Source organism: Nonomuraea sp. NPDC005983, assembly GCF_040614375.1.
Lineage (GTDB): Bacteria > Actinomycetota > Actinomycetes > Streptosporangiales > Streptosporangiaceae > Nonomuraea.
This window is the reverse complement of the sequence record NZ_JBEXUP010000058.1, coordinates 39,864-51,071: the sequence shown is the minus strand read 5'-3', so window position 1 is coordinate 51,071 and position 11,208 is coordinate 39,864. Positions and strand designations below refer to the sequence as shown.

Here is an 11,208-nt window from a genome sequence, read left to right as displayed (position 1 = left end):
TTCTTGCCGTCGGTCCAGTCGAGTTGCACCTGCCACGCGCAGTCGCAGGAGCTGGTGTGCGCGGTCAGTTCGAGGATCTCTGGCTCGTCGCTTTTAACGGTGTAAGGGAAATCCGTCTTCTCGTCCTTGGTCGGCCGCCATCTGCCGGATGCGTCATCGAGGTTGGTCCTGAACGAGCGCACATCCACACCAGCGCCACATGCATCACCGATCTGGAACTGCACCAAGGTGCCCGCCGGCGGCTTCGGCGCTCGCGCCACGAAGACCGTCCGCGCGCCTTCCAGGACAACCGTCTTGCCCGGCTTGCCGCTGACGGTCAGCCGGATCCTGGTGGTGTTCGGATCCCCGGCCCGGTTGGCCACCGCCCATGCCGTCAACGCCGCCTGGTTGCGTTTCCAGTCACTGCTCCACTGCGGTGGCTGGATCTCCGAACGCGGCCGGGGAACCATCGTGGTCACGATGCACCCCTGCTCGATGGCACGCCCGCTCGGCACGATCACGAAGTTCGGGGTGTCGAACGTCCAGACCCCCGCGCGCTGTTGGCCGCCGGCGCGTTTGCCTCCAGCCAGCGGCGCAAGAGGCGCCACTCGCCTGCCCGCCACGGTCAGCGGATCATCTCCGGTGACCAGCCCGAGTAATCGATCCCCAGTGGCGCCGAAGATGCCTGTGGTCCACTGGGTCAGCGCAGCCGTCACCGCGGCCAGGAACACTGCGGCTATCGCCGCCCACACCTTGCGCCAGCCCCGTTTGGCCGGCCCGTGAGGCGCCCGGATCCCCCGGGACGATCGCGACATGCGCCGACGATACATCGCCGCTCCACGCGATCCCAGCGCATGATCTACAGCAGCAGCTCCGAGTGTCAGGTCTCAGGACCCGTGTGACAGATCCGGCTCGGGAGGTGGGTGACACTCCGGCTAGATGATCTGTCGTTCTCTTGAGCCTATTGAATCGGGAATTTGTGGTCTGGTCCCTGTGATTCAGGCGGGAGTTCTTCGATCCGCAGGTCGGAGAAGATCAGGGTGAGGTCGTGCGCGTTGGTTTGGATCCGGACTTCGTGGAAGTCGATGCCGATGGCTGCGGCCCAGCTCCGGGCGGTTGGTGAGTCGGCGATGAGCGTGGCCCCCGGGTAGAGCATCTGCCAGTTGACGCCCCAGACGTATCCGTTGAGGTCGACGCCGGTTTCGTAGGTGATAAGCCGGTCATCGAGAGACTCGCGCCAGATGCCGGCCGGCACGGTTGTGGCGCAGTTGGCCTGCACGCAGTGGCGAACAGGTAGCGCAGCGTCGCTGGCGCGATCCCGGCTCTGGGATCGGCCATCGCGTGGATCACGAGCTGATAGTCGCGCATGTAATCCACGAAGCCGTGATGGAGCAGGGCTTGATCGAAGACCTCATCCAGGGCCTGTTGCAGCTTCACCGGATCCATGAACGCAGTTCTACCCGCCCGATGTGACCTTCCGTTGGTGCTGGGGCTTGCGGACTTTGAACCGGGCGATCGGCTTGGTGGTGGAGCGGGCAACCTCGGCGATGACCTGGCCGGCGTGGCCGATGCCGACAGGGTGCGCAGCAGCGTGTGCCCGTCGGCCAGGTGCAACACGGCACCGTCGATGCGGACGGTCAGCCGGCGGCCGGCGACCTGATAGCCGACCGAGTACTGCCGACCGCCGAGGGCGACCAGATCGCTGGCGTTCGAGTTCATCGGCGACGGCAATGGCCCGGGCAACGGGCACCAGCACGACCCAAGGGTCCGCGCGCAGTTCGCCCTCGGAGATCGCGTTGCCGTCCTCGTACAGCACGCCCTTGAAGTGCTGGCTGATCACCTCGTAGCGCACAGTGCCCCCGGCCCGGTCCTGGCGGGTGCAGCAGCCGCGGCGCAGTGCCAGGACTACTGGTGGAAGGAAGTTATTCCAATCGTGCACTACTCCTCGGTCTGGGGGGTCGCTCGTGCAACGTCCGTGAGCAGTGCGGCCGCCCAGAGGAATACCTTGGGGTCACCGAGACCTGAGTCGGTGAGCCATTGAGCGGCCCGGCGCGCGTCCTGCTCGTCCTGGATCAGCCCCCAGCGTCCCGGCTGGACGCCAGTAGCCTGGTAGACGTCGGCAACGAGGCCTCCCAAGCAGGTCCAGGTGTGCCAGCACCCGCTGTCGAAGCCGACCAGTTCGAACCCCAACCGCCGGCCGCCCGGGTAGGGGAACCTCTCACGCCGGGCCAGCCGTTCCGGGAGGCTCCCGGCCGATGTGTCCCAGCCTCCATCGGCGATATCGGCCAGCAGCCCGGGAACATCGGCAGTGGCGAATCCGACTCTGAGCACGTGCAAGCCCGGCTTGCCAGCGTGCTCGCGCGCGATCTCGGCCTCCTGAGGGCTGGCGAACCAGTCGTCCCAGCCATTGGGATCTGCTGGCACCAGGTCCACCACGCAGTCGCTCATCGACACCAGACCAAGACTAGGAAGGCCCACGTCCTGCCACTCTTGCCGATCAGCGCGTGTAGCGACTCGATAGCCGGCAACGACGTAGCCGGGTTCCATCACGCCATCTCCTCTCGCGATCAATATCTTTATTTGTCTGGGCAGTCGGCCTCGGCCCACGTTGCTGTGAGGTCCTGGCAGCAGCAACGGCCCGTACGAGCCACCAGCAAGCTGCCCATCAGCGGGGGTCTTGTCAACGAACGGCTTTGGCGGGCCGACCTCCCTGACGGCGAGGTGCCGGCCGCCAGGTACGGGCCTCTGAGGGCCATCGCCCGCAACCGGGTCAACCTTGGGGCTGAGGAACCGCCGGACAACCGTTACCGATGAGAACGATCTTGCTAGGAACGCCAACGGGTAGAAACGGGATGCGAGTGGGACCGCTGCTGGTCAGCGTCGAGCTGTCGGATACGGCCGGGTGTCATCGGCGGGTCCTGCATGAGGGTTTCGCCCGGGCCGCCGCAGGCCAGGCCGCAACCGACGTGCCGCATTCCGGACACCTTTCCGATCAAACAATCAGGACCGCAAAAGCCCAGCTCAGGTGCTCGCTAGGACGAGGTGCACCTATCCAGTCACCCCAGCCAGCGTTGGATCGCCGCCCGGAGCGATGCGCGGGACGCCGCGTCCGGCTGCGGGACGTCGGTGGCCCATGCCACGTATCCGTCGGGCCGCAGCAGCAACGCCGTACACGGCACGGCGGAGCCGGGCAGCCCCGCGGTTGCGGGGTATCCCCAGTCCCCGCCAGTGAAGTCGATCAGGTGCGGGCGGCCGTCCCTGGTCAGCTCGGCGAGCCGGACCCCGTCTTTGAGGTCCAGGTCGGGAGCCCACCGACCGGCCAGCGGATGGTCGCTGCCCACCTCGTAGCGGATGTCGGCACCCGACATCAGGTCGGCGATACGGCGGACGTTGCGCGGGTCGCCGAGCAGTTCGGTGAACAGCGCGCGCAGGCCGGTGACCTCGCTGCCAGGGGCGATCAGTGCGGATTGGGCGCGCGAGGACATCACCACCCGCTCAGCGACCGGGCGTCGTTCGGACTCGTAGGTGTCGAGGAGACCGGCGGGGGCCGTGCCGCGCACGTCGACCGCGAGCTTCCAGCCAAGGTTGACCGCGTCCTGGAGGCCAAGGTTGAGCCCGGGCCCGCCGATCGCCGAGTGAACGTGAGCGGCATCGCCGACCAGCAGCACCCGGCCGTCTCGGAAACGCTCAGCCAGGCGGGTGTTGCCGCCGTTGAGCTTGCGCATCAAGTGCGGCCCTTGGCCGTCGGGCGGGCCGAAAGCGATGTTCACACCGAGCACGCGGTGGGCGCTGGCCTGCAGTTCCGCGAGCGTGAGCGGCCCCTCGGCGTCCTGTCCGTTCCACTCCATAGTGGAGATCAACGGTGCGGGGGTGCCCGGCAGGGGCGCGTACACGAACAACCCGCGCTCGGTCCGGTGGTGCAGGAACGGCGGGATGGGTCCGTACCCGGGAATGTCGAGGCCGCCGGTGGCCGGATCGACGAACTCGGCCGGCACGACGGCGTGTGCGGTGCGCGCGATCGTGTCGTCGGTCGTCACGCCGGGGAAGGCGATGCCGGCCAGCTTGCGTACGATGCTGTGCCCGCCGTCGGCACCGATCAGGTAGCGCGTTTCGATCGTGTAAGGCCCGGCCGGCCCGCTGACCTGGAGGGTCACGCCATCCGTGTCCTGGCTGAATCCGGTGAGCTCGTGGCCGCGCCGGATCTCGACGGCGAGTTCGACGGCCCGTTCCTCCAGCATCTGCTCGATCCTGCGCTGCGGAACCTGGAGGATGTAGAAGGGGTTGTCGTCCAGCACACTCAGGTCGATGGGCAGCCCGCCGAAGACGAATCCGGGAGTGGGCCGCGGTGGGACCTGGTTACCAGCGAGCCGCTCGTACAGGCCTCGCCGGTCTAGCATCCGTACCACCTGGCCGACCAGGCCGTTGGCGCGGTTGTCCTGGGTGCGCTCCGGCAGGCGCTCCAGGACCAGGGGGTGGATTCCGGCCAGGCTGAGCTCGCAGGCCAGCATCAGGCCGTTGGGCCCGGCTCCGGCTATGACGATATCGGCGATCATGGTGGTCCTTCCGGGCATGACGGATCGACCGGCGGCAGGCCGGTTAATCTTCGATTGGGAAGATGAGAGAGGTCTGGAAGGGTCAGGGCGTGGGCAGGCCGGCGGCGACCTGACCGAGGGCGTCGCGCAGCAGTTCCTCGAACGGTGCCGGCGCATCGCCGTGGAGCCACAGATGGATGGCCGCGAGTATGGCGGCGCCGACCGTCCCGGCGACCAGGTGCGGATACAGATCTCGATCGGCATTGGTGCCGGTGCGCTCGGCGACCGCCGCGGCCAGCGCATCCTGCGCGGCCGTGTGGGCCTTGAGGAACTCGCCCCGGTGCTCCGGATGCTGGCTCATCAGCTTGACACCAGCGATCCAGCGCCCGTCGGCCGGACGCTCGGCCTCTTGCATGCCAAGCGCGAACCGGGCGAACACGGCGTTAGCGATGGCCTCCCACAGGGGTTCGCCGTCCGGCCTGGACCTCAGCTCGTCGGCGATCTGCACCGCTCGGTCGAAGTGCCTGGCCGCGATCGCCTCGCCCTTGCTGGAGAAATAGTTGTTGAATGTGCGGTGCGAGACACCCGCCTCGGCGGCGATGTCCTCCACCTTGACGTTGTCGAAGCCACGCTCGACGGTCAGCTTGATCGCCGCCCAGCTCAGCGCGATCCGGGTTTCTTCCTTCTTGCGCTCTCTCAGCCCCATGCGAATACTCTACACAAATTTGCGAGCCACGCAAATATGCGAGCCACGCAAAGATGCGCGGCTCGCATGTATGCGGCGGCCTTGCTCGATATCTCTTCCTCGCGCCACCAAATCGAGCGGCTCGGCCCGCGCGCACTCGCCCGCCCGGCACCTCGATGACTTCCTCACCGATCTGGTCACTGGCATGTGGACGGGCTCCCCTGACCAGCGGACGTCCACGTTGCGGGTCCATAGACAGGGCCGCAGTCGACGTTCGGTCAGGCCGGCTTCGTCGAACAGCTCCCGACGTGCGGTTTGGAGGAACGTCTCGCCGGGTCCAACACCGCCTCCCGGCAGGATCCAGAACAGCTCCGGCACGGGAAGAACGGGGACGACGATGGCGCCATCGTCACGGACTTGCATCACGGCAAGATTTAGATCTTGCCAGGGGTGTTCACGAGTGGTGGGGCGGGTCGGAGACCTAGAAGGTCGCTTCCCAGGATGGAGATGATCGTTTCCCAGGAATCCTGCACGGAGTCGACTTCCCAGAGGCCGCTTAGATCCCGGTATCGGGATCGGTCAGTCGTTGCGGGGTTTGCTGAATTCTTCGATCAGCACGGGATACTGCTCCCCACCGTGTCCAGCGGCGATCGAGCGGTCGGCCATCGCCTTGATCAGCTTCGGCAGTTCGGCGTTGACACCCACCGCCTCGCTCTCCTCGATCAGGTGTGCCATCGCCCGCGCATCGGTCTCCAGGGCCGACACCTCGGCCGGGAAGGAGCCGCTGTCGATCTGCTTGGCATACCCAGGCAGCCATTCGGCCACACCGGCAGCGATCTGCTGCGCAAACGGCGCATACGTTGCGGCGTCAACACCGGCCGTCCTGAGCAGGGCCGTGCCCTGGAGCCAGGCGTTCAGGATGCTCCACATCATGGCGAGGCCGGCCACGTCGTACAGGGACGCTAGCCCATGGTCCGCACCTAGGTAGGTGACGGTGCCGAGCGCGTTGAGCGTTGACTCGTGCGCCTCGAAGTCCGACTGCGGCCCGCTGTGCAGAATTACCGCCTCGGCGGTTCCGATCGCCGATGGGATGGCCATGATGGCGCCGTCCAGGTAATGGGCGCCGCGCTGCTCGGCCCATTGGGCGGCTTCCCGGGCCTGGGCCGAGTCGCCCGAAGTCAGGTTGATCAACATCTTGCCGTCCAGCTCGCTCTCGTTCGCGCCGAGCAGCTCGTGCATGGCCTGGTAATCGGTGACGCAGATGATCGTCAGGGAACCTGCCTTGAGCGCGTCGCCAACCGTTGGCGCCAGCCGTGCGCCCTCGGCCACCAGCTGGTCGGCCTTGGAGGTCGTGCGATTCCACACGGTTGTGGGATGCCCGGCTTTCAGGAACGCGCCGGTGAGTGCCCGACCCATCAGTCCGAGGCCGATGACTGTCACGGGTGTATCGGTTTTGCTGTTCATGGCAGCATCGTCAACGTTGATACCGGTGTGAAGGTCAAGTGAGGTTTCGATGCTGATCGGGGAATTGAGTCGTCGGACGGGTGTGAACGCCCATCAGTTGCGCTACTACGAAGCTCAGGGCCTGCTGGAGGCTGAACGCGGCGCGAACGGCTACCGCGAGTACGACGAGAAGGCCGTGCTGCGGGTGAAGCAGATCCGGCACCTGCTTGGTGCCGGATTGTCCTCTGAGGACATCGCGTACCTGCTGCCCTGTGCGGTCGGAGAGACCCCGGAGCTGCTTGGGTGTCCCGAGTTGCTGGCCGCGATGCGGTCACGGCTGCAGCGACTGGACGATCAGATAGATAGGCTCGCCCAATCCCGCGACGCCCTTGCCGACTACATTGATGCGGCCGAACGAATGGCCAGCGAGAGCTATCCCCCCTTTGACGATGCTGACCAGGAGTCGGTCCCCGCCTGAGCCATCCGTTGGGACTTCGGCCAGTAACCCAGGGACTCGTTCGCAAGGATCTTCCAGGCGGTAGTGACTGCCAGTGCTTTGCCGTTTACAGTGCGGAGTCGCAGGGCTGCATGGCGTGAATGTGCCACCCGGACGGGGATCTCCCAATGCAGATGCAACCAGTGGTAGAAGCATTCTCACTGGTCGACAAACCTTTCCAAACTCCGGAGTGGGTGGGGCGCAGCCCGAATGCTCGGCTTCTGAGCGCCCTGGCTGCCTCCGGCGAACTGCCGAAGATCTGCCACCAGCACACCATCACCCTGCACCCCCGGCGACCTCGACAAGTTCCGCCAGGACCTGCCCTACCTCAGCTCCTCCTGGCGAGGGACATACTCCACCGCCGGGGCCATGACGGAAGGGCTGAACGGCCGTCTCAAGGGCCACGACCTCGACCTTGGTGCCCCGAAGAACCGGCTCGCCCACCGCCGCGTCGCCCAGACCATCCTGGTCGCGCTGCTCGCCATCACCGGCCGGAGCCTGCTGGCGAGCAGCTGCGACCAGTCGGCGCCGGCGGCGATTCCTCGCCCGCCCCCCTCGCCCGCACGCCCCCGCCCATCACAGCGAAAGGATTCCGCAGTGACTGCCACGCCCCTCGATGGGATCCCGCGGCCTCCCGTAACCGACACGACCTTCGTCGGCCCGCCTCACGTCGGCCGTTGCGTCAACTGCGACCAACTACTCGCCACGCCGCATCAGCCCGCTGGGCGAACGCGTCAGCGAGCGGCAACGGAGGCGGCATCAGCCGCCAGCGCTGCCCTTCGGTACGGCGCCCGGCCCACCGCCGGGCGCGGGCCACGCCCTGCACCGCGAACCCGATGGTCACCGGGGCCAGCCGCGCGAAGCACGTCGGTGAGCAGCGTCGACGGCCTTGAGGGGGCCCGGTGAGCGGCCTGTCGGGAAAGCGTCTAATACTCCAGTGAGACTTCGCGATCTTCCCGGCCCAGGGCACATGAAGATGGCCACCACGTGATCATGCGGAGTTTGTGAAGACATCTGAAGATCGCGTGATGGCCGCGAGCCAAACCGTTGCCCCTGACGGCTGGCGTCCCCCTTCAACAAGCTGATGAGCCGGATCACGGGCCGGACGAGACCGGGGTTCATCAAGAACGATGGCGGCTATGCCGGGTGCAGCGCCAGTGCACCGGCACCGCCGGAAAGAATGTCACTGGAAGATTAGATGCGAGGGCCGAGGAAGGTGCCGCCGGTGGCGTCGATCACGTCGCCGGTGATCCAGCGGGCGTCGTCGGAGGCGAGGAAGGCCACGATGTCGGCGATGTCGGACGGCTGGCCGATGCGGTTCAGGGCGGAGGCGGTCGCCGTGAGGGCTTCCATCTCCGGGCTGGAGTGGATCCAGACGTTGGCATCAGTGTCGGTGACGCCGGGCGCCACGGCGTTGACCGTGATGCCCCGCGCGCCGACCGTGTGGGCCAGCGTCCTGCAAAGCACGTTGATGGCGCCCTTGGCCATCGAGTAGGCGAGTTCTTGGCGACCTCGTCCGCAGCATGGATCTCTTGTGGGGCACGGCGGACAGGCCCAGCCGCGGTCCGAAACCCAGCCTGTCAGTCGACCAGATCACCCGGACGGCCGTCGAGATCGCCGACGCCGAGGGCCTTGGGGCCGTGTCCATGCAGCGCATCGCGGCGACGTTCGGCTTCACCACCATGTCGCTGTACCGGTACGTGCCGGGCAAAGCCGAGCTGGTCGCCCTCATGGTGGACATGGCCATCGGCGAGCGGCCCGATCTGGATGCGCTGCCGGGCGGATGGCGTGACCGGCTGGCTGAATGGTCTCGGCAGTGCCTGCGGATCTTCACACGGCGTCCCTGGCTCCTGGAGGCGACGAGCGGGCACCGTGTCATGGGTCCGAACGAGCTCGGATGGATGGACGCAGCGCTCACGGTCCTGGCGGCGGCCGGTTTCACCCCGGTGGAGCAGCACGACGCGTTCCTGCTCGTCGTGGGGCACGTTCGCAGCGTCGCACAGTACACCGCGGGCGCGGACAAGCTACGGGTCGACGAGTGGTCGGCCGCCGTCGGAGAACGGCTGAGCCGGCACGCTGATCGCTTTCCGGCGGTGGTCGCGGCCATCCAGGGGGGCGGATATGCCAAGGCGGCGGACGAGCCCTTGGAGTTCGGGCTGCGTTGCCTGCTGGGCGGACTCGAGAAGCTGCTCGGCTAATGCTCCGGTGACACTTGGCGATCTTGAGGGATCGAGGTCACATGGCGACAGCCACTGCGTGATCATTCGGAGTACTCATCCCGACACCCTCCCAGCGCGGGCTGTGACTGAGCACCTCAGGTGGCGTGGTCCGCCAGGCCGGGCGCCAAGGTACTGCGATCCCTCGTGCGTCAGGGACAGGCGCCGCGAGATGATCCGCCTATGGCGGATACGGTTTTCTTCGATCTGGACGGCACCCTGGTCGATCATCGAAGCGCGGTCTGGGAAGCGATCGGCCAGATCGTTCAGGCCGCGCCGAACGCGACGGCACCACCGGAGGAGCTGGTGACGTTGTGGTGGACGCTGGAGGGGCGCCACATGCGGGAATACCTGGCCGGTCAGTGCTCCTTCGCTGAACACCACCGACGCAGGCTCCGCTCCTTCCTGCCCATGCTCGGCGAGCCGGTTCCGGAAAGTCCCGACCTTCTGGACGCCTGGATCGCCGAGCGCTACCTCACCGTGTTCGAGGAGTCCTGGCGGTGCTATCCCGATGTCCAGCCCTGCCTGGAGAACCTGAAACGGCTTCCCCGAGGACCGCGTCTGGCCGTTCTCACCAACGGGGACCCCGAGCAGCAGCGCGCCAAGCTCGCCCGCTTCGGCCTCCTGGAATACTTCGAAGCCGTCCTGACCCCGACCGAGCTCGGTGCGGCCAAGCCCGTGGCCTACGCCACCGCCTGCCGGTGGATGCGGACGGACCCCGCGCAGGCGGTCAACGTGGGCGACATGCTGGAAAGCGACGTGAACGCGGCCGCCCTCGCCGGGCTCACCGGCATCTGGCTGGACCGCGGCATCGACTTCATCACCGGTGGACCATCGCCGACGGCAAACGAGGCGGTACTCCGCATCGAACGGCTCATCGACCTCCCCGACCACCTATCACACACGAACGCCTGACCGGCTCTCACGAACCTCTCGTTCGAGGGCGAGGAGTTCGGTCTTCTCCTCGATGGCCTTTGGAGATACCTCTCTCGGCCTGGTGGAGTCGGCTGATCTGTTCCCGATCGCATTGTTGAGGGCTGTCAATAGCGGACCCGCGCGTCTCCGCGGGCGCGCCACTGCGTTGACCTGCGGCGGAGCTCTGCACCATGGCGGCTGCGGAGGCCTCTCTGGCAACGAGCTCGGCGCCGACGTCACGCCGTTGAGCTGCGGTATCGCTTATTGACACGGCAACGGCTCCCCGCAGCGCGCTGGGAGCCGTTGCCGTCCGAGATCGTCAGTCAGCCCGTGGGCTGAGGTCCACGGCGTCCGCACCCCCAACCTCTGCTGGCGGGGTTGGGGGCGTTGGCCACCGGTGGGCTGCTACCTGCTACGGCCTGGCCAGAGGGCGTTCGAGTGGCCCCATTAGCGGCCCTGCTGCTGGAAGCAGCCCAGGGGCGAGCCGGCGCAGCCGGTGGCGCCGAGACCGGTAACTCGCAGGAGGGCGGCGAGAATCGTCTTCATGGCCCTGACTGTGGCCCGCTCGAATTGACAGCCGGTTGACAGGAGATTGAGGTGAGCGAGGTCTGGAGGCTGCGCACCCACCCCAACCCCAAGATCAATAGTTGACCTGCGGGATCATGATCGACCGGGTCCCCTGGGCGGGGCGGATGTTGATGAACTCCGTCGCGCCGTCGGCGGCGTCGGTGAGATCGCCGGAGTATTCGGCGAGGTCGTTGCCGTAGTTCGTCCACGAGATCTGCTCGGGATCGCCGTTGGAGGCGTCCAGCATCAGGGCCGACAGCCACCGCTCGATTCGTACGAGCGCCTTTACGTTGTAGATTAACAACGCCGGGAAATTACCTACGTAGGTAGGAACGGGTACCTATGCGGGCGTTTATCCCGTCCCCCGACGCTCCT

General features: G+C 66.8%; 14 protein-coding genes. 4 read left to right on the top strand and 10 right to left on the bottom strand.

Going from position 1 to position 11,208, the window contains the following annotated elements; translation table 11 throughout:
- On the bottom strand, window positions 1-794 hold a 794-nt coding region (locus ABZ297_RS24695; protein ID WP_355350446.1), incomplete at its 3' end, for a hypothetical protein.
- Between the two features lie 146 nt (window positions 795-940).
- Window positions 941-1,258 carry a hypothetical protein gene (locus tag ABZ297_RS24690; protein WP_355350444.1) on the bottom strand — a complete coding sequence of 106 codons (318 nt, stop codon included), beginning with the start codon at window positions 1,256-1,258 and terminating at the stop codon, window positions 941-943.
- Window positions 1,259-1,320: 62 nt separating this feature from the next.
- Between ABZ297_RS24690 and ABZ297_RS24685 the strand changes: the two genes are divergently transcribed.
- Window positions 1,321-1,452 carry a hypothetical protein gene (locus tag ABZ297_RS24685; protein ID WP_355350442.1) on the top strand — a complete coding sequence of 44 codons (132 nt, stop codon included), beginning with the start codon at window positions 1,321-1,323 and terminating at the stop codon, window positions 1,450-1,452.
- Here the strand turns inward: ABZ297_RS24685 and ABZ297_RS24680 are convergent.
- The 6 genes from ABZ297_RS24680 to ABZ297_RS24655 all read right to left on the bottom strand — a co-directional run bounded on the left by ABZ297_RS24680 (window position 1,436) and on the right by ABZ297_RS24655 (window position 6,660).
- Entirely contained in the window at window positions 1,436-1,831 is a 396-nt protein-coding gene (locus ABZ297_RS24680) for a hypothetical protein (protein ID WP_355350440.1), read from the bottom strand. The two genes, ABZ297_RS24685 and ABZ297_RS24680, sit on opposite strands and share 17 nt — an antisense overlap.
- Window positions 1,832-1,917: 86 nt before the next feature.
- The gene (locus ABZ297_RS24675) at window positions 1,918-2,526 is read right to left on the bottom strand and encodes a hypothetical protein (protein ID WP_355350438.1); all 609 of its coding nucleotides are present in this window, start codon (window positions 2,524-2,526) and stop codon (window positions 1,918-1,920) included.
- Between the two features lie 509 nt (window positions 2,527-3,035).
- Window positions 3,036-4,532 carry an FAD-dependent monooxygenase gene (locus ABZ297_RS24670; RefSeq protein ID WP_355350436.1) on the bottom strand — a complete coding sequence of 499 codons (1,497 nt, stop codon included), beginning with the start codon at window positions 4,530-4,532 and terminating at the stop codon, window positions 3,036-3,038.
- Between the two features lie 82 nt (window positions 4,533-4,614).
- On the bottom strand, window positions 4,615-5,217 hold the full coding sequence (locus tag ABZ297_RS24665; protein WP_355350434.1) for a TetR family transcriptional regulator: 603 nt from the start codon (window positions 5,215-5,217) through the stop codon (window positions 4,615-4,617).
- A gap of 9 nt (window positions 5,218-5,226) precedes the next feature.
- Window positions 5,227-5,619, bottom strand: a complete 393-nt coding sequence (locus ABZ297_RS24660; protein ID WP_355350432.1) for an NUDIX domain-containing protein — start codon at window positions 5,617-5,619, stop codon at window positions 5,227-5,229.
- A 156-nt stretch (window positions 5,620-5,775) separates the two neighbouring features.
- A complete protein-coding gene (locus ABZ297_RS24655; RefSeq protein ID WP_355350430.1) occupies window positions 5,776-6,660 on the bottom strand; it encodes an NAD(P)-binding domain-containing protein in 885 nt (294 codons plus the stop codon).
- A 49-nt stretch (window positions 6,661-6,709) separates the two neighbouring features.
- Between ABZ297_RS24655 and ABZ297_RS24650 the strand changes: the two genes are divergently transcribed.
- The gene (locus ABZ297_RS24650) at window positions 6,710-7,117 is read left to right on the top strand and encodes a MerR family transcriptional regulator (protein WP_355350428.1); all 408 of its coding nucleotides are present in this window, start codon (window positions 6,710-6,712) and stop codon (window positions 7,115-7,117) included.
- Between the two features lie 1,212 nt (window positions 7,118-8,329).
- Here the strand turns inward: ABZ297_RS24650 and ABZ297_RS24645 are convergent.
- A complete protein-coding gene (locus tag ABZ297_RS24645; RefSeq protein ID WP_355350450.1) occupies window positions 8,330-8,719 on the bottom strand; it encodes an SDR family oxidoreductase in 390 nt (129 codons plus the stop codon).
- On the opposite strand from ABZ297_RS24645, the gene ABZ297_RS24640 reads away from it, so the two are divergent.
- Window positions 8,659-9,333, top strand: coding sequence for a TetR/AcrR family transcriptional regulator (locus tag ABZ297_RS24640; protein ID WP_355350426.1), 675 nt, complete (start codon window positions 8,659-8,661; stop codon window positions 9,331-9,333). The genes ABZ297_RS24645 and ABZ297_RS24640 overlap by 61 nt on opposite strands.
- Before the next feature lie 201 nt (window positions 9,334-9,534).
- Window positions 9,535-10,266: an HAD family hydrolase gene (locus ABZ297_RS24635; RefSeq protein WP_355350424.1), complete on the top strand. Its 732-nt coding sequence runs from the start codon at window positions 9,535-9,537 to the stop codon at window positions 10,264-10,266.
- A gap of 640 nt (window positions 10,267-10,906) precedes the next feature.
- Here ABZ297_RS24635 and ABZ297_RS24630 read toward each other — a convergent pair.
- Window positions 10,907-11,137 carry a hypothetical protein gene (locus ABZ297_RS24630; RefSeq protein ID WP_355350422.1) on the bottom strand — a complete coding sequence of 77 codons (231 nt, stop codon included), beginning with the start codon at window positions 11,135-11,137 and terminating at the stop codon, window positions 10,907-10,909.
- Between the last annotated feature and the right edge of the window lie 71 nt (window positions 11,138-11,208).